The organism is Streptomyces sp. NPDC037401 (genome assembly GCF_055602345.1).
Genome location: NZ_JBVJWO010000032.1, coordinates 72,326 through 89,913, shown reverse-complemented (window position 1 = coordinate 89,913; position 17,588 = coordinate 72,326). Strand labels below are relative to the sequence as shown.

General features: G+C 71.6%; 10 protein-coding genes. 3 read left to right on the top strand and 7 right to left on the bottom strand.

Going from position 1 to position 17,588, the window contains the following annotated elements; genetic code table 11:
- Positions 1-127: 127 nt before the first annotated feature.
- The 7 genes from pulA to ACZ7H1_RS28780 form a co-directional block, all read right to left on the bottom strand.
- Positions 128-5,518, bottom strand: coding sequence for a pullulanase-type alpha-1,6-glucosidase (gene pulA / locus ACZ7H1_RS28810; protein ID WP_470790717.1), 5,391 nt, complete (start codon positions 5,516-5,518; stop codon positions 128-130).
- Positions 5,519-5,619: 101 nt separating this feature from the next.
- A complete protein-coding gene (locus ACZ7H1_RS28805) occupies positions 5,620-7,311 on the bottom strand; it encodes a carbohydrate-binding module family 20 domain-containing protein (protein ID WP_470790716.1) in 1,692 nt (563 codons plus the stop codon).
- 345 nt (positions 7,312-7,656) lie between these two features.
- Entirely contained in the window at positions 7,657-8,715 is a 1,059-nt protein-coding gene (locus ACZ7H1_RS28800; RefSeq protein ID WP_470790715.1) for a LacI family DNA-binding transcriptional regulator, read from the bottom strand.
- Positions 8,703-10,385 (bottom strand): glycoside hydrolase family 13 protein, encoded by a 1,683-nt coding sequence (locus ACZ7H1_RS28795; protein ID WP_470790714.1) that lies wholly within the window; start codon positions 10,383-10,385, stop codon positions 8,703-8,705. The genes ACZ7H1_RS28800 and ACZ7H1_RS28795 overlap by 13 nt, the downstream gene beginning before the upstream one ends.
- A gap of 51 nt (positions 10,386-10,436) precedes the next feature.
- Positions 10,437-11,321: a sugar ABC transporter permease gene (locus ACZ7H1_RS28790; protein WP_470790713.1), complete on the bottom strand. Its 885-nt coding sequence runs from the start codon at positions 11,319-11,321 to the stop codon at positions 10,437-10,439.
- On the bottom strand, positions 11,318-12,352 hold the full coding sequence (locus ACZ7H1_RS28785; protein ID WP_470790712.1) for a carbohydrate ABC transporter permease: 1,035 nt from the start codon (positions 12,350-12,352) through the stop codon (positions 11,318-11,320). Before ACZ7H1_RS28785 ends, ACZ7H1_RS28790 begins: the two co-directional genes overlap by 4 nt.
- A gap of 7 nt (positions 12,353-12,359) precedes the next feature.
- Positions 12,360-13,637 carry an extracellular solute-binding protein gene (locus ACZ7H1_RS28780; RefSeq protein WP_470790711.1) on the bottom strand — a complete coding sequence of 426 codons (1,278 nt, stop codon included), beginning with the start codon at positions 13,635-13,637 and terminating at the stop codon, positions 12,360-12,362.
- Between the two features lie 221 nt (positions 13,638-13,858).
- Between ACZ7H1_RS28780 and ACZ7H1_RS28775 the strand changes: the two genes are divergently transcribed.
- From ACZ7H1_RS28775 to ACZ7H1_RS28765, 3 genes are all read left to right on the top strand, one after another.
- Positions 13,859-15,490, top strand: coding sequence for a glycoside hydrolase family 13 protein (locus ACZ7H1_RS28775; protein ID WP_470790710.1), 1,632 nt, complete (start codon positions 13,859-13,861; stop codon positions 15,488-15,490).
- A gap of 25 nt (positions 15,491-15,515) precedes the next feature.
- On the top strand, positions 15,516-16,538 hold the full coding sequence (locus ACZ7H1_RS28770; RefSeq protein WP_470790709.1) for a LacI family DNA-binding transcriptional regulator: 1,023 nt from the start codon (positions 15,516-15,518) through the stop codon (positions 16,536-16,538).
- Positions 16,539-16,675: 137 nt separating this feature from the next.
- Positions 16,676-17,566, top strand: a complete 891-nt coding sequence (locus ACZ7H1_RS28765; protein ID WP_470790708.1) for a phosphatase PAP2 family protein — start codon at positions 16,676-16,678, stop codon at positions 17,564-17,566.
- Positions 17,567-17,588: the final 22 nt, after the last annotated feature.

Here is a 17,588-nt window from a genome sequence, read left to right as displayed (position 1 = left end):
CCCCCCCCCCCCCCCCCCCCCCCCCCCCCCCCCCCCCCCCCCCCCCCCCCCCCCCCCCCCCCCCCCCCCCCCCCCCCCCCCCCCCCCCCCCCGCGGGGGGGGGAAGGGCCCCTGAACGGATCGGCGGTCAGGGCCGCTTGAAGACCGCCACCGTCCGCGCGGGCACGGTGAACGTGCCGGTCGCCGCGTCGTACGCGGACTGCCGGACCGTCGCGTCGGCGCCCGCGGCCTGGACCGGGTGGAGGCCGTAGCCGCGGTCGGCCAGGGAGGCGATCCGCTGGCGCTGGGACTCCGGGGTGGCGTTGAAGACGACGACGAGGTCCTCGCCGAGCGTCATCGTTACCACGCCCGGGGTCTCCGCGGTGCCGGAGAGCGGGAAGGCCAGGTTCTTCTGGACGTCCGCGGCCGTGGTGAGGCCGAACGCCGGTTCCGTGGTGCGGATCTTCAGCAGGTCCCGGTAGGCGGAGGAGGCCCCGGTGATCTCCGGGCAGGACGGCGGGGCGGCGGTCAGGAGCGGCTTGGCGTACGGCCACTTCGCCCGGTTGTCGGCGGCCGGCGGCAGGCCGCGGCCGAAGCCGTTGCCTTCGCGGCAGTCCCAGTGGATGGCGTTGAACCAGTCGCCGCTGTCGTAGGAGTTGCGGTCCAGGGACTTGGAGCGGAGCAGGTCGGTGCCGGCCTGGCTGAGGGACGGGCCCTGGGAGAGGGCGGCCGTGGCCATCGCGAGGACCTGCATCCTGGCCTTGGCTGCGGCCGGGGTGCCCGCCGGGAGCTTGTACGTCAGGGCGTCGTAGAGGGATTCGTTGTCGTGGGCGTCCGCGTAGGCGAGGGCGTCGCCGGGTGCGGCGGCGTAGCCGGCGGGCGAGCCGTTGTAGTCCACCTCGGAGCCCTTGACCGTACGGCCGGCGGTGTCCGTGAAGGAGTACGCGGCGAGGTTGCCGGACAGGCCGACCTTGAGCAGGTCCTGCGCGTGGAGCAGGCGGGACTTCTGCTGCTCGGGGGTGCCGTTGGCCGGCGAGGTGTTGGGGTCGGTGAACAGGCCGGAGGCGAAGCCCTGCACGCGCGGGTCCTCGTCGAAGGGGCCGCCGCCGCGGACGGCGTCGCGGGCCCGGTCGGAGAACGTCGCGATGCCGGTGCCGGCCATGTTCTCCTGGGTGGCCTGGACGAACCGGGCGTCGTCGGCGACCTCGCCGAAGTTCCAGCCCTCGCCGTAGAGGACGATCTCCTTCCCGTCGACCCCGTCCCTGGCGGGCGTCAGGGCGTCGAGGGCCTTGCGCACGGCGAGGATGTTGGCCTTGGGGTGGTGGCCCATCAGGTCGAAGCGGAAGCCGTCGACCTTGTACTCGCGGGCCCAGGTGACGACCGAGTCGACGACCAGGCGGCCCATCATCGCGTTCTCGGGCGCGGTGTTGGCGCAGCAGGTGGAGGTGGCCACCGTGCCGTCGGCGAGCAGCCGCTGGTAGTAGCCGGGGACGACGCGGTCGAGTACGGACTTCTCGTCCTGGCCGGCGGCGACGGTGTGGTTGTAGACGACGTCCATGACCGTGCGCAGGCCCGCCTTGTTCAGGGACTGGACCATGCGGCGGAACTCGGGCGTGCGGGCGGTGCCTTCGGGGTCTGAGGCGTACGAGCCTTCGGGGACGGTGTAGTGCAGCGGGTCGTAGCCCCAGTTGAAGGCGTCCTTGGCGGCGGCCTTGGCCACGCAGGCCTGCTGCTCCTCCGAGTCGGGGGCGTGGGCGGCGAGGTCGCAGTCGGGCTCGGTGCGGTCGGCCGGCTTCTCGGGGATGGTGCCGATGTCGAAGGCCGGCAGGAGGTGGACGTAGGAGGTGCCGGAGGCGGCCAGCTCGCTCAGGTGCTTCATGCCCGCCGAGTCGGTGTCCGTGAAGGCCAGGTAGCCGCCGGGGTGCTTGCTGGTGCGGTCCGCGACGGAGAAGTCGCGGATGTGGAGCTCCTGGACCTGGGCCTGCTGCATGCCGGCCGCGGCGGGCTTCTTCAGGGTGCGCCAGCCTGCGGGCGCGAGCGCCGGGTCCTTGAGGTCGACGGCGAGGCTGCGGGCGGAGTCGGTGGTCAGGGCCGTGGAGTACGGGTCGGTGACCAGGTTGGTGACCAGCTGCCGGACGGTGGGCGCCCACACGGTGACGGCGTACCGGTACGGCTTGCCCTTCCAGGAGCGGGGGCCGGCTGCCGACCAGACGCCGGTGGCTTCGTCGCGGCGCATGGGGAGCGTACGACCGTCCAGTTCGAGCGCGACCCGCTGGGCCGTGGGCGCCCAGACGGAGAGCTTCACTCCGGAGGGGGTGAACACCGGGCCCAGCGGGGCGTCGGTGGCGTACAGGTCGTCCAGGACGCCGGCGAGCTGGACTCCGGTCGCGGCGAGGACGGCGCCGTTGGCGGCACGGGCGCTCGCGACGAGCTGGCCGCGCAGGGACTCCCGGACGCGGCCCCGGTCGCGGGGGTCGACGGTGTGGGCGGCGTACCCGGCGAGGTGCGGGAACTTCGCCTTCTGGGCGTCGGTGAGGGCCGACTTCGTCAGGCGGATCCAGGCGGCGGAGCCGGTGAGGGCGCCGTTCTCGGCCTTGACCGAGCCGTCGCGGGAGGCGAGCAGCTGGACGGAGGCGGCGGCCTCGGGGGCGTTCCAGGCGAGGGTGTCGCGGTCGATCCAGACCGCCTGCGCCTTGGTGAGGTCGAGGGCGGCGGCGGAGCCGGCGGGCTGGGGCAGGAGGTACTTCTCCCTGCCGCCGAGCATCCAGACCTCGTGGCCGGAGGCCTTCAGGTCGAGGGACTGGTCGCTGGGCAGGTCCTTCTCGTCGCCCTTGTGGAGGATGTAGCTGAGCGAGGTGGCGCCTGCCGCGAGCGGGACCTCGTACACGGCTCCGTAGGCGTCGTGCCGGACGGGCATGAGGGGCTTGGACCAGTCGGTGGGGTTCGCCGCGCCGGTCCAGGTGTGCAGGCCCCAGCCGTCGTAGGCGCTGTCGGCGCGCTTGTAGTGGAGGACGGCCTTGGCGGTGTCCTGCGGCGGGTACGAGGGCCGCTGGGTGCGGGCGGCCTCCTTGCCCTGCTCGAGCCAGATCTCGCCGGTCTTCGTGACGTCGATCGTGCGGTCGGCGGCTACGTCCTTGTTGCCGTCCTTGTCGATGACCAGGTAGCCGACGGAGGTGGCGCCGGGCTTGAGGCGGACGTAGGCGAAGGCGCCGTAGGCGTCGCGGCCGGTGAATCCGTGCCCGGCCGGCCAGGGGGTGGACTCGCCGTCGGCGATGTCGCCCCAGGCGTAGAGGCGCCAGTCGGTGTAGTCGCCGTCGGGGCGGTTGTAGTGGACGATCGCGTAGTCGCGCTGGGTGGCGGTGGGGACCTCCTTCGGCGGGACCTGGCCGGCGACGGACGCGGCGAGGGCGCTCGCGGTGCGGCCGGAGGCGTCGACGGCGACGGCCTTGTAGCGCAGCGGCGTGCCCTGTGACGCCGTAATGTGCTGTGTCACCTTGTACGGTGCGTGGTCCGCGGAGCCGAGGACCTTCCAGGGGCCGTTGCCCGTCTGGGCGGCGAACACGACCCGGTTGAGGCCTCCCCCGGTGACCTGGGCGGAGAGCTCGACGGTGCCGGTGGCGCCGGGCGCCGGGGCCTTGAGGGTGAGCTCGGGTGCGCTGCCGGGTGCGGCGAGGGGGTCCTCGGCCTTGAGGACGAGGGAGCCCAGCGCGGGCACGGTGACGGTCAGCCTGCCGTCGGCGGCGGAGCGGACCGTGCCGGAACCGCCGTACAGGGTGCGGAAGTCGGTCTCCGCCGCGCTGTCCACGGGGATCTCCACGGTCTTGGGGGCCGTGGAGTTGTTGACCGCGACGAGGTACTCGGCGCCGGCGTAGGCGTCGGTGCGGGTGAAGGCGTAGACCGCGTCGCCGCCGCCCGTGGCACTGCGCTCGGTCTGGATGCCGTTGCGGAGCGCCGGGTGGGCCTTGGTGAGCTTCGCCAGCCCGGCGATCTGCCGGTAGAGCGGGTGCTGCGGGTCGTACGCGTCGCTCGCGTGGGTGCGGGCGGTGCCGAGCTGGTCGTCGTCGAGGTAGTCGGCGGTCTTCGAGGCGAAGAGGGTCTGGCGGGAGTCCTTGTCGCCGCCGGCACCGGTGAAGCCCTGCTCGTCGCCGTAGTAGACGACCGGGTTGCCGCGGGAGAGGAACATGAGTTCGTTGGCGAGGCGGTAGCGGTCCAGCAGCTCCGCCTCACCGGCCCCCGGCCGGTCCTGCTTCAGGAAGGTGCCGAAGCGGCCCATGTCGTGGTTGCCGAGGAAGGTCACCTGCTCGTAGGCGTTGGCCTTGTCGGTGGTGTACCGGTAGTCGTCGGCGAAGACGGAGGCCAGCCGGCCGGCCGGGCCGCCCTGGGAGGCGTAGCTGCGGATGGCGTCCTGGAGCGGGAAGTCGAGGGTGGAGTCGAGCCGGCCCCGGGTGACGTACGGGGAGGTGACCGCGGTGTCGGCGGAGTACACCTCGCCGAACATGAAGAAGTCCGGGCGGCCGCGCTGCGCGGCGTACGTGTCGAGGGCGGTGGCCCACTGGGTCCAGAACTCGGTGTTGACGTGCTTGACCGTGTCGATCCGGAAGCCGTCGATCTTGAAGTCGCGGACCCACTTCTTGTAGATCTCGGCCATGCCGCTGACGACCTCGGGGCGCTCGGTCCACAGGTCGTCGAGGCCGACGAAGTCGCCCTGGTCGGAGGACTCGCCCGCGAAGGTGGAGTCGCCGCGGTTGTGGTACATCGAGGGGTCGTTGAGCCAGGCCGGGACCTTGAGGTCCTTCTTCTCCTCGGGCACCACGGGGGTGCGCGGGAAGGACTGCTGCGAGACCCCGGGGAACCGGCCCTTACCGGCGGCCGCGCCCGCAGCGGGGCCGGCGTAGTCGGCGTCGTCGAAGGGCACCCCGTCCTTGGTCAGGTACGGGAACGCCCCCTTGGAGAGGTACTGGTACGACTTCTCCTTGTAGTCGACGACGTCCGCGGTGTGGTTGGTGATGACGTCGAAGAAGACCTTCATGCCCTTGGCGTGGGCCTTGTCGATCAGCCGCGACAGGTCGGCGTTGCTGCCGAAGTGCGGGTCGACCTGGGTGAAGTCGGTGATCCAGTAGCCGTGGTAGCCCGCCGAGGCGTCCTTGCCGGTGCCCTGGACCGGCTGGTTCTTGAAGATCGGCGCCAGCCAGATCGCCGTGGTGCCCAGGCCCTTGATGTAGTCGAGCCGGTCGGTCAGGCCCTTGAGGTCGCCGCCCTGGTAGAAGCCCTTGTCCTCGGGGTCGAGGCCGGTCTCCGTCCGGCTGCCGGTCAGTCCGCCGCGGTCGTTGCCCGGGTCGCCGTTGGCGAACCGGTCCGGGAGGACGAAGTAGAACTGCTCGCGGGTCAGGTCGTGCCGGGCGGGCTGCGCCGCCAGTTTCGCGTCCGAGGGCGGAGCGGGCGGCTCGGCCTGGGCCGTCGCCGGGGCGGCGGGCGCGAGCGTCACGGCGAGGGCCGCGGCGACGCTGCCGGCCACGGTGCGCAGGGCAGGGCGTATCAAGGGAGGGTCTCCTTGAAGCAGGGCGGGTGTTGCCGGATGAGGGCCGCCCGGCGGTGGCGGGAAGGTGGTGCCGGGCGGCCCTGGTCGGGGGGTGCGGGCGGTCAGCTGCGCCAGGTGTCGGTCAGCGTGATCCGGCCGCTCGCGGGGACGGTGGCGGTCCGGTTGGCGCCGCTCTCCCACGTGACGTTCCCGGCGGCGTCCTTGCGGATGTACTTGTAGGCGAAGGACGTGCCGGCGGGCAGGGTGACGTCGAGCTTCCAGACCGGGTAGGAAGCCGGGTCGAGCTTGAGGGCGGCCGCGGCGTTCCAGTTGCCGAGGGCGGACTGGTCGCCGGTGACGTAGATGTTCTGGCCGGGGACCGTGGTGGCGTTGACCTGGAAGGAGGCCCCGGAGGTGACCGGGGTGCCGCCGCCGCAGGTACGGGCGTTCACGTGCAGCGCGACGGCCGTGCCGGCGGGGACGGTGGCCGTGAACCGGCCGGCGGAGTCGACCGTGACGGTGCTCCCGCTCTGCACGTCGCAGTACGCGCCGGCCGGCAGGGAGGTCTGGAAGGTGCGGCTGAGCGCGGAGCCCTCGTGGTTGAGGGCGACGTACGCCTTGGTGCCGCGCCCGAAGGCGATCTGGTCCCCGCCGTTGTCCCACCAGTTCACGACGCCCTGACCGCGCGCCGCGTTCCGGAAGGCCACCATCGAGGAGATCTCGCGCCAGGCGTGCTGGCACTTCCACCCGTCGGTGTAGCAGGCATTGACCGTGCCGCCGTTGGGGGGACCGGCGTCCTTGTCGCTCCACTCGTAGCCGGAGTGGACGTCCGGAGAGCCGTACGGCCAGGCCAGCATGAAGACACTGGCGAGCGTGTAGGCGGAGCCGGACTTGTAGTTGAGGGTGTCTCCGACGCGCTCGGTGTCGTGGTTGTCGACGAAGACGGCGGACTGGCCGCTGGGCATGTGGCCCCAGGCCTCGCCGAAGTTCTTCAGGTAGGCGAGGTTCTCGTTCTGGAAGACCCGCTTGAGGTCGCGGGCGTAGCGGAACTCCTGGACGTCGCCGCTGCCGAGGTACTCGCTCGGGGAGACGGCCTCGCCGGCGCCGTGGATCGCCTCGTGCTTCCAGTACGCGCCGGGGTTGGTCAGCCGCGACTTGATGTTCGCGAGGTCGGCGGCCGGCATGTGCTTGGCCGCGTCGATCCGGAAGCCGTCGACGCCGAGCGAGAGCAGGTCGTTCAGGTAGCCCGCGATCCGGCCGCGGACGTAGTCCTCGCCGGTGTCGAGGTCGGCGAGCTCGACGAGCTCGCAGTTCTGGACGTTCGCCCGGTCCTGGTAGTTGGTGATGACCGCACGGCAGTCGTCCATGTCGGCACCGGAGTAGGTGCCGGGGTAGTTGTACTTCTGGTACGCGGAGCCGCCGGTGCCGGTGCCGTCCCCGGCCGCCATGTGGTTGATGACGGAGTCGGCGACGACCTTGACCCCGGCCGCGTGGCAGGTGTCGACCATGTTCTTGAAGGCGGTGCGGTCGCCCAGCCGTCCGGCGATCTTGTAGCTGACGGGCTGGTACGAGGTCCACCACTGGCTGCCCTGGATGTGCTCCTGGGGCGGCGAGACCTGGACGTAGCCGTAGCCGGCCGGGCCGAGGGTGTCCGTACAGGCCCGGGCCACCGAGGCGAACTTCCACTCGAAGAGGACGGCGGTGACGTCCTTGTCGCCGGGCGGCGCGGCGGACGCCTGCGGCGCCTGGAGGGTGAGGGCGGCTGCCGCGAGTGCGACGGCCGCGCCCACGGCTCTGCGGGTACGTGCGGGCATGGGGGTTTCCTCCTGGCGTAGAGGGGCCTCGTGCGGCAACGCGCCGTGCCCGCAAGGCCGGGAAGTGATCTGCAAGGTGACTGAAAGTTCTTGCGGTCGAGACGGTACGAGTCACCAGAACGGGCGTCAACCCTTTGGACACACCTTCGACACCTGCCAGAAATCCAGCATCTTTTCAGCCGCAACAACTTACGCAAGAGATTGCAGCGATGTTACGTTCAACCCGCTCCCGGCCCGGCCGGACGGGGACCCTCCCCGGGTCCTACGCGCCCGGACGGCCGGGCCGGGACGCCTCCCCCTCCGAGGCGCCCCTCCCCCGCCGCCACGCCTTCGGTGACGTCCCGCCTAGCGCGGCGCCTGGGCCGTCGATCCCCGTACGACCAGCTCCGGCTGGAAGACGAACTCCGTGCGCTCCACGGGATTGCCGCCCACGGCCTCCAGCAGGGCGCCGACGGCCGCCGTGGCCATCGCCCGCACCGGCTGCCGGACCGTCGTCAGCGGCGGATCCGTGAACGCGATGAGCGGCGAGTCGTCGAAGCCGACCACCGAGACGTCCTGCGGCACCCGCAGCCCGCGCTCGCGCGCCGCCCGGATCACGCCGAGGGCCATCGGGTCGCTGCCGCACACGATGCCGGTGCAGCCCCGGTCCAGCAGGGCGCCGCCGGCCGCATGACCGCCCTCGACGGTGAACAGGGTGCGCTGGATGCGCTGTTCGGCGGTGTCCCGGTCGATGCCCTGGATCTCCGCGAGGGCGGCGGTGAAGCCCTCCGCCTTGCGCGCGGAGGGGACGTAGCGCGTCGGACCGATCGCGAGCCCGATGCGTTCGTGGCCCAGCTCGGCGAGGTGCCGTACCGCCATCGTGGCGGCCGCCCGGTCGTCCGGGGAGACGAAGGGCGCGCTGATCCGTTCGTTGTAGCCGTTGATCAGGACGAACGGCGTGCCGCGTGCCGCCAGCCGCAGGTAGCGGGCCGGGTCGGCGCTCGCGTCCGCGTGCAGCCCCGACAGGAACACGATGCCGGTGACGCCGCGCTCCTCCAGCTGCTCCACCAGCTCGTCCTCGGTGGCACCGCCCGGGGTCTGCGTGCACAGCACCGGGGTGTAGCCGTGCCCGGCCAGCGCCTGCTCGATGACCTGCGCGAAGGCCGGGAAGATCGGGTTGGTCAGCTCCGGGATGAGCAGCCCGACCAGGCCGTTGCTCTTGCGGCGCAGCCGGACGGGCCGCTCGTAGCCGAGGACGTCGAGCGCGGCCAGCACCTTGTGGCGGGTGGCCGCTGCGACCCCCGCCTTCCCGTTGAGCACGCGGCTCACGGTCGCCTCGCTGACCTGGGCCTGCTCGGCGATGTCCGCGAGCCGCGGGGCCGCCGGATCGGCGGCCCGCGGCAGGGGGACCGTCACACCGCCCACCAGGCGGCGCTGTCGGCCGGGAGCTCCACGTCCGCACCGGCGGGCACGGGCTCGGCGCTGGCCAGCAGCAGCGTTCCGGGCAGCGGGAACTTCACCGGCGAGCCGGTGGTGTTCACGGTGCAGACGAAGGCACTGCCGTCGGCGCCCGTGCGGCGGAAGGCGAGCGCGCCCTCGGGCGCGGGCAGCCAGGCCACGTCCTCGCCGGCGCCGAGCGCCGGGTGCGAGCGGCGCACGGCGAGCGCGCCGCGGTACAGCTCCAGCATCGAGTCCGGGTCGCCGGTCTGCGCCTCGACGCTCAGCGCGGCCCAGGAGTCGGGCTGCGGCAGCCAGCTGGGGCCGCCCGCGACCGGGCCGAAGCCGTACGGGGCCTCCTGGCCGGACCACGGGATCGGCACGCGGCAGCCGTCGCGGAACCCGTCCTGTCCGGCGGCGCGGAAGAACGACGGGTCCTGGCGCACCTCGTCGGGCAGGTCGGTCACGTCGGGCAGGCCGAGCTCCTCGCCCTGGTAGACGTACGCGGAGCCGGGCAGCGCGAGCATCAGCACGGTGGCGGCGCGGGCGCGGCGCAGGCCGAGCTCGCGGTCGCCCTGTTCGCGCAGCTGGGTGCCCAGACCCGCCGGGTTCGCGAAGCGGGTGGCGTGCCGGGTGACGTCGTGGTTGGACAGCACCCAGGTGGTGGGGGCGCCGACGGGGCGCATCGCGGCGAGCGAGCCGTCGATGACCTCGCGCAGCTCCGCCGCGTCCCAGGCCGACGTCAGGTACTGGAAGTTGAAGGCCTGGTGCATCTCGTCGGGCCGCACGTAGAGGGCGGTGCGCTCCACGGTCGGCGTCCAGGCCTCGGCGACCAGGATGCGGTCGCCCTCGTACTCGTCGAGGATCCGCCGCCAGGAGCGGTAGACCGCGTGCACGCCGTCCTGGTCGAAGAACGGCATGACGTCGTTGCCGAGCAGCTTGAGCTGGTCCTTCGACCCGAGGTCGGGCAGGCCGGGGGCCTTGACCAGGCCGTGGGCCACGTCAACGCGGAAGCCGTCGGCGCCGAGGTCCAGCCAGAACCGCAGGATCGAGCGGAACTCGTCCTGGACGGCCGGGTGCTCCCAGTTGAAGTCGGGCTGCTCGGGCGCGAAGAGGTGCAGGTACCATTCGCCGTCCTCGACACGCGTCCAGGCGGGTCCGCCGAAGATGGACTCCCAGTCGTTGGGCGGCAGTTCGCCGTTCTCGCCCTTGCCGGGGCGGAAGTGGAAGCGCTCGCGGAGCCGGGAGCCGGCGCCCTCGCGCAGGGCCTGCTTGAACCAGTCGTGCTGGTCGGAACAGTGGTTCGGGACGAGGTCGACGATGATGCGCAGGCCCAGGGCGTGTGCCTCGCGGATCAGCGCGTCGGCGTCGTGCAGGGTGCCGAACATGGGGTCGATGGCCCGGTAGTCGGCGACGTCGTACCCCGCGTCGGCCTGCGGGGATGCGTAGAACGGGCTCAGCCAGACGGCGTCGACGCCGAGCTCCTTGAGGTACGGCAGCCGGGTGCGGACGCCCTCGAGGTCCCCCATGCCGTCACCGTTGCTGTCGGCGAAGCTGCGCGGATAGACCTGGTAGATCACCGCGTCTCTCCACCAGCCCGTGTGCGTGCCGGTGGTGCCGGTGGTCGGGGCGGCCGGAGCAGCGAGGTGCTGGGTCATGTCGTCCTTGAAAGAGTGGTGGTCGGGTGGGGACCGGCGGGCGCCGGGTGGTCAGCCCTTGGTGGCGCCCGCGGTCATGCCCGCGACGAGATGCCGCTGGGCGAAGATGAAGAACGCGGCGGCGGGGATCGCGATGAGGACGGAAGCGGCCGTCATCGGGCCCCAGTTGGCCGTGTACTGGGTGACGAAGGTCTGGAGTCCTCCGGCGAGGGTCAGGTTCTCCTCGCCGACCATGAAGGCGGAGGCGTACGCGACCTCGCCCCAGGCGGTGATGAAGGAGTAGAACCCCGTGACCGCGAGGCCGGGCTTGGCCAGCGGGAGGATCAGCCGCCAGAACGTGCCGAAGGGGTTGAGCCCGTCGACCCGGCCGGACTCGTCGATCTCGACCGGGATGGTGTCGAAGAAGCCCTTCATCATCCAGGCGCAGAACGGCACGGCGATGGTGAGGTACGTGATGATCAGGCCGACCGGCTGGTTGAGCAGCCCCAGCTGTCCCATGAGGTTGTAGAGCGGGACGATGAGGATGGCCATCGGGAACATCTGCGTGATGAGCAGGGTCCACATCAGCGGGCGCATGCCGGGGAACTTGAACCGGCTGACGGCGTAGCCGGTGGTCGCGGCGATGAAGACGCCGAGCACGGTGGTGATGCCCGCGACCAGGACGGAGTTGCCGAACCACGTGAAGAAGTTCGTCGACTCGACCAGGTACCGGTAGTTGTCGAGGGTCGGGTTCTTGACGAAGTCCGTGGTGATGGCGTCCTTGGCGGGCTTGAGCGAGGTCAGCAGGACCCACAGCACCGGGAAGACGGCGATCAGGGACGCGACGGCCAGGGTTCCGTGCAGCGCGGTGGAGGCGAGCGGGGAGCGCTCGCCCCGCTTGCGCACGCGCGGCGCGGGGGCCTGGGCGGGGGTGGTCTCGGCAGTGGTCACGGTCACCACACCTCTCCCTGCTTGCGCAGCGAACGCCGGTAGACCAGCGCGAAGATCATGAGCAGCGCGAGGATCAGCACGCCCCAGGTGGCGGAGCCGGCGAAGTCGCGCGGGGACTCCACGAAGGCCTCGCGGAAGGCCTGGGTCACCAGGATCTCGGTGGCGTCGCCGGGGCCGCCCCGGGTGAGCAGGAAGATCACCGGGAACATGTTGAAGGTCCAGATGGTGGAGAGCAGGATCACGGTCATGCTCACCGTGCGCAGTCCGGGCAGGGTGATGTACCGGAAGCGCTGCCAGGCGCTCGCGCCGTCCATCTCGGCGGCCTCGTACAGCTCGCCGGAGATCGACTGGAGCCCGCCGAGCAGGGCGACCATCATGAAGGGGACGCCGAGCCAGACGTTGACGGCGATGACGGAGACCTTGGCCCAGGTCGGGTCGTCGAGCCACGGAACGGCCGCGATGCCGCCGCCTTCGAGCAGCTTGTTCAGGATGCCGTTGTCGCGGTTGAACAGGAAGCGCCAGGCGAAGACGGACACGAAGCCGGGGACGGCCCAGGGCAGGATGAGGGCCATCCGGTAGAAGGACCGGCCGCGGAAGGTCCGGTTGAGCATGTTCGCGAGGACGAGTCCGAGCGTGAACGTCACGGACACGCAGGCGACGGTCCAGATGACGGTCCACACCAGCCGCTGGAGGAACACCGGGTCGCTGAGCACGGCCGTGTAGTTGTCGAGGCCGACGAACTGGTACGTCGCCTCGATCTCGTTGACGCCGATGGTGCGGGCGACGTTGCGCTCGTTGGCGTCGGTCAGCGACAGGTAGATGCCGCGGACGAGCGGCCAGCCGATGATCACCCCGAGGACGAGGATGACGGGGGCCACCATGGCCCACGCGTACCAGTGCTTCGCGAGGACCTGCCGCAGGCCCGGCTTGCTGCCGGGCGTGGTGGCGGGCCTGCTGCCGGTCCTGCGGCTCCGGCCGCGGGCGAGGTCTTCCTCGCCCGCGGCCTTCGCCACCGACTGGCTGGTGTGAGCAGCCATGGTCGTGTTACTTCCAGCCCTTGAGGATCTTGCGGAACTCGGCGCCGGCGGCCTTGGCCGCGTCCTCCGGGCTCGACGCACCGGTGACGGCCTTGGTGTATTCGACCTGGAGCGGGGCGAACAGGCTGCCGTTCTCCGGGATCCAGGCGCGCTCGACGGCCTTGTCCACGGCGGGCTTGAAGAACTGGACCATCTCGTTGTTCTTCACGTCCGGCAGTTCGTAGGCGGCGGTGCGCGTCGGGAGCAGGCTGAGCTCCTTGGCGGACTGGGCCTGGACGTCCTGCGAGGTCATGTAGTCGACGAAGGCGTGCGCGGCGTCGCGGTTCTTGGAACCGGCGTAGACGGCGAGGTCGTGGCCGCCCTGCGGGGCGCCCTGGCCGGCCGAGCCGGCGGGGACGGCCGCGATGCCCAGGTTGGCCTTGTCCTTGAACTCGTCGCCGGCGTAGGCGTCCGCGACGGCCCACGGGCCGTTGATCATCATGGCGACCTTGCCCGACTTGAAGGCGGTCTGCATGTTGTTCCAGCCGTCGGTCGCGTTGGTGATCGCGGCACCGGAGGTGACCAGGTCGCGGGCGGCCTTGAAGGCCTTCACGCCGGCCGGGGAGTCGACGGTGACGGTCTTGTTCTTGGCGTCGACCAGGTCGCCGCCCTCGCCGTAGATGAGCGGCAGGAACCAGTAGGAGTCGTCGCCGCGCAGGTACAGGCCGGCCTTGCCGGTCTTCTTCTTGATGGCGGCGGCGGCCGTCTTCAGCTCGGCCAGGGACTTCGGGGCCTCGACGCCGGCGTCCTTGAGGATCTTCTTGTTGTAGAAGAGGCCCATGGTGTCGATGACCTGCGGGACGGCGTAGGTGGCGCCGTCGTACTTGCCGGAGGCGGCGGCCTGCGGCAGGAAGTCGGCGTCGACCTTCTTCGCGGTCTCGGCGGGAACCTTGTCCAGGTAGCCGAGGGAGGCGAAGTCGGCGACCCAGCCGACGTCGGCGCGGATCACGTCGGGGGCGTCGGCGCCGCTGCTGAAGGCGTTCTTGACCTTGTTCTGCGCGTCGCCGTACGGGACGTTGACGTACTTGACGGTGACCTTGGGGTGCTTGGCGGTGAAGGCCTTGGCGATCTTCTCGAAGGTGGCCTTCTCGGCGTCGTTCGAGGTGTCCCACCAGGTGACCGTGCCGGAGAGCTCGCCGCCCGCCTTCTTGTCACCGCTGCCGCTGTCGTCCTTGTCGCCGCCGCAGGCCGTCGCCGCGAGCGCCAGGGCCGCGACCAGCGCGGTGGCCGCTATGCCACGCCGCATGTGAACTCCTTGAGTGATCCCGTCCGCCCCGTCGCGGTCCCGAGTTGCCAGGAACCTAACAAGGCTGAAAGCCGTCCGAAAGAGCTTGCGGCAAATTTCTGCAAGGCCGGCCGATCGTTACGTGCGTGTGTCCATACGGTTGCCGCAGCTTGCTGTTCGCCGTACGCCGTTCGAGGGGGTGACCCCGCAACCCGGGGGCGGTCCGTCGCGTTGACCCCGATATGACCCACGAGATCACCGCCCCGCGCCTTGCAAGCCCTTCCAGCAACGCGACCGGATGGTGGCGTGACGCGGTCATCTACCAGGTGTACGTACGGTCCTTCTCGGACAGCGACGGCGACGGCGTGGGCGACCTGCGCGGGGTCCGCGAGCGCCTCCCCCACCTCGCCCGGCTGGGCGTGGACGCGGTCTGGCTGACCCCCTTCTACGTCTCGCCGCAGGCCGACGGCGGCTACGACGTCGAGGACTACCGGGCCGTCGACCCGCTCTTCGGCGACCTGTCCGACGCCGACGACCTCGTACGGGCCGCCCACGCCCTCGGCCTGCGGGTGATCGTCGACGTGGTCCCGAACCACACCTCCGAACGGCACCCGTGGTTCCGCGCCGCTCTCGCCGACCGGCCCGGCGGCCCGGAGCGCGCCCGCTACCACTTCCGCCCCGGCCGCGGGCCGGGCGGCGGCGAGCCGCCCAACGACTGGGAGTCCGTCTTCGGCGGCCCCGCCTGGACCCGGCTCCCGGACGGCGACTGGTACCTGCACCTCTTCGCCCCCGAGCAGCCCGACCTGAACTGGGAGCACCCCGCGGTCCGCGCGGAGTTCGACGCGGTGCTGCACTTCTGGCTGGATTTGGGGGTGGACGGCTTCCGGATCGACGTGGCGCACGGCATGGTCAAGCCGCCGCACCTCCCGGACATCGGGCACGGCGGCCAGGCCCGGCTGATCGGCGAGCAGGTCCTGCCCTTCTTCGACCAGGACGGGGTCCACGAGATCCACCGCGGCTGGCGCCGGCTCCTGGACGCGTACGGCGGCGAGCGGATCGGCGTCGCGGAGGCCTGGGCGCCCAGCTCGGAGCGGCTGGCCCGGTACGTCCGCCCCGACGAGATGCACCAGGCGTTCAATTTCCGCTTCCTGAACTGCCCGTGGGACGCCGACGCGATGCGGACCGTCATCGCCGAGTCGCTCCGGGCCACCACCGCGGTGGGCGCCCCCACCACCTGGGTGCTCTCCAACCACGACGTGGTGCGGGCCCCGACCCGTTACGGCGGCGGCGCCCGGGGCCTGCGCCGCGCCCGCGCCGCCGCCCTGCTGATGCTGGCACTGCCGGGCTCTGCGTACGTCTACCAGGGCGAGGAGCTCGGCCTGCCCGAGGTCACCGACCTGCCCGACGAGGTGCGCCGGGACCCGGCCTTCCGCCGGACCGCCGGGCAGGACGGGCTGCGCGACGGCTGCCGGGTGCCGCTCCCCTGGTCCGGCCGCCGGGCGCCGTACGGCTTCGGACCCGTCGAGGGCGGTTCCAGCTGGCTGCCGCAGCCCCGCGAGTGGGCCGCGCTCAGCGTCGAGGCCCAGACCGGGGACACCCACTCCACCCTGGAGCTCTACCGGGCCGCGCTGGAGCTGCGGCGGGAGCTGCCCGGCCTGGGCGCGGCGGGCTCCGGCACCGGGATGCGCTGGCTGGAGGGGCCGCACGGCACCGTCGTCTTCCGCCGGCCGGGCTTCGTGTGCACCGTCAACACGCTCGCCGACCCCGTCGAACTCCCCGTGCCCGGGCACCCGCTCCTGTCCAGCTCACCGGTGCAGCCGGACGGGAGGACTGTCCTTATTCCCCCTGATTCCTGCACGTGGTGGGCAATCTGACATGCGACCGGTACAGTCCAATCCCATGACCGCGAGGCTTGCCGACATCGCAGCCCAGGCGGGGGTCAGCGAAGCCACAGTCAGCCGCGTGCTCAACGGCAAGCCCGGTGTGGCCGCGGGCACCCGCGAATCCGTGCTGGCCGCCCTCGACGTGCTCGGCTACGAGCGGCCCGTGCGGCTGCGCCAGCGCAGCGCCGGCCTGGTGGGCCTGATAACCCCCGAGCTGGACAACCCCATCTTCCCGGCACTCGCCCAGGTCATCGGGCAGGCGCTGACCCGCCAGGGCTACACGCCGGTGCTGGCGACCCAGACCCCCGGCGGGTCCACCGAGGACGAGCTCACCGAGATGCTCGTCGACCGCGGGGTCTCCGGGATCATCTTCGTCTCCGGGCTGCACGCGGACACCACGGCCGACATGACGCGCTACGACCAACTGCGCGGCCAGGGCGTCCCCTTCGTACTGATCAACGGTTTCTCGCCGAAGGTGCAGGCCCCGTTCGTCTCTCCGGACGACCGGGCCGCGATGCAGCTGGCGGTCACGCACCTCACCGCGCTGGGGCACACCCGGATCGGGCTGGCGGTGGGCCCCAAGCGGTTCGTGCCGGTGCTGCGCAAGATCGAGGGTTTCCGGCTGGCCGTGCAGGAGCGGCTCGGCCTGGGCGCCGACGAGGCCGAGGAGCTGATCCAGCACTCCCTGTACTCGCTGGAGGGCGGGCAGGCGGCGGCGACGGCGCTGATCGGCCGGGGCTGCACCGCCATCGTGTGCGCGAGCGACATGATGGCGCTCGGCGCCATCCGGGCCGCGCGCCAGCAGGGGCTGCGGGTGCCGCAGGACGTCTCGGTCGTGGGTTTCGACGACTCCCCGCTGATAGCTTTCACGGACCCGCCGCTGACCACCATCCGGCAGCCCGTGCTCGCCATGGGGCAGGCCGCGGTGCGGACGCTGCTGGAGGAGATCGGGGGCACCCCCGCCCCGCACAGCGAGTTCGTCTTCCATCCCGAGCTGGTCGTCCGCGGCTCCACGGCCTCGGGCCCCGGCCGCCCGTAGGACGCCCCTCCAGGGGCTTTCCCAGGGCTTTCCCGGGGGCCGTCCCCAGGGCGTCGTCCCCCAGGCGGATCCGGTGCGCCGAAGACCGTCCCGAGGGATGATCGGGGGAGGAAAGGCATCTGGCAGACTCTCTCCCTATGGGTGAAGCGAGCGTGAAGACACTGGAAACCCGGACGGACGTCTCGTCACCCACGGTGACGGAGGACCGCCCGGAGGTTCAGCGCACGCGCCTCCAGCGGATGCGGCTGCCCCGCCGCCCGCGGATCTGGTTCGAGGTCCTGCTGATCGCGATCAGCTACTGGACGTACTCGCTGATCCGCAACGCAGTCCCGGAGCAGAAGGCCGAGGCACTGCGCAACGCCGACTGGATCTGGCGCGTGGAGCACACCCTCGGCATCGCGGTCGAGAAGACCATCAACCATGCCGCGGACTCGGTCACCTGGCTGATCGTGGGCATGAACTACTACTACGCCACGCTGCACTTCATCGTGACGATCGGCGTGCTGGTCTGGCTGTACCGCCGCCAGCCCGGGCGCTACGCCGCGACCCGGCTGGTGCTCTTCGCCACCACCGGTGTGGCCCTGGTCGGCTACTACCTGTACCCGCTCGCTCCGCCCCGGCTGATGACCGGCGAGAACTTCATCGACACCGTGCCGCTCCACCAGACCTGGGGCTCGATGGCCTCGGGCGACCTGAAGCACATGTCGAACCAGTACGCCGCCATGCCGTCCATGCACATAGGCTGGTCGCTCTGGTGCGGCCTGACCATCTTCGCCCTGGCCACGGTGCCGTGGGCGCGGGTCCTGGGCCTGCTGTACCCGGTCGCGACGCTGGTCGTGATCGTCGCCACCGCCAACCACTTCTGGCTGGACGCGGTGGGCGGCATGATCTGCCTGGCCTTCGGCTACACCGTGTCGTACTACTGGTACGGCTCGCTGGCCCAGCACCTGCCGCGCTTCCCGGAGGACCACGACCGGCCCTCCGCCACCGCCTCCGTGCTCAACCGCTTCCGCGGCGTGCGCGTCTGACCGGCGTGCGCGTCTGACCGGC

Excerpts from the sequence above, each read along its gene's own strand:
- ACZ7H1_RS28765 (WP_470790708.1), top strand. The coding sequence starts at position 16,676 with ATGGGTGAAGCGAGCGTGAAGACACTGGAAACCCGGACGGACGTCTCG.
- ACZ7H1_RS28780 (WP_470790711.1), bottom strand. The coding sequence starts at position 13,637 with ATGCGGCGTGGCATAGCGGCCACCGCGCTGGTCGCGGCCCTGGCGCTC.
- ACZ7H1_RS28795 (WP_470790714.1), bottom strand. The coding sequence starts at position 10,385 with ATGACCCAGCACCTCGCTGCTCCGGCCGCCCCGACCACCGGCACCACC.
- ACZ7H1_RS28775 (WP_470790710.1), top strand. The coding sequence starts at position 13,859 with ATGACCCACGAGATCACCGCCCCGCGCCTTGCAAGCCCTTCCAGCAAC.
- ACZ7H1_RS28805 (WP_470790716.1), bottom strand. The coding sequence starts at position 7,311 with ATGCCCGCACGTACCCGCAGAGCCGTGGGCGCGGCCGTCGCACTCGCG.
- ACZ7H1_RS28770 (WP_470790709.1), top strand. The coding sequence starts at position 15,516 with ATGACCGCGAGGCTTGCCGACATCGCAGCCCAGGCGGGGGTCAGCGAA.
- ACZ7H1_RS28785 (WP_470790712.1), bottom strand. The coding sequence starts at position 12,352 with ATGGCTGCTCACACCAGCCAGTCGGTGGCGAAGGCCGCGGGCGAGGAA.